This window comes from Peribacillus sp. SIMBA_075 (assembly GCF_046534585.1).
Genome location: NZ_JAWRYN010001432.1, coordinates 1 through 242, shown reverse-complemented (window position 1 = coordinate 242; position 242 = coordinate 1). Strand labels below are relative to the sequence as shown.

At 51.7% G+C, this 242-nt stretch carries 1 pseudogene; it reads right to left on the bottom strand.

The annotated features are described in order from the left end of the window. Positions 1 to 230, bottom strand: a pseudogene (locus tag SB775_RS33090) (stage V sporulation protein AD); the annotation flags it as partial. Between the last annotated feature and the right edge of the window lie 12 nt (positions 231 to 242).

Below are 242 nucleotides of genomic sequence, written 5' to 3'. Positions count from 1 at the left end.
CCTGCTTTTTGAAGCAATGCTGTGATGGCATCCTCCATCAATTGGCGTTCAGCGTCTTCCCAGGTCTGTTGTCCCGCATACATATCGTCATGAATCTTGTCAAAATAGGCTGCCAGAGGTCCCTCCCCTTCTTTCGGACCAACGGCCACAGCCGACGCTTGCAATCTTACGTCTTCAGTAAAATGCCACGTTTGCCGGTTGATTCGAGACACCTGTTTTTGGCTTGCCACTGACACCCCTCC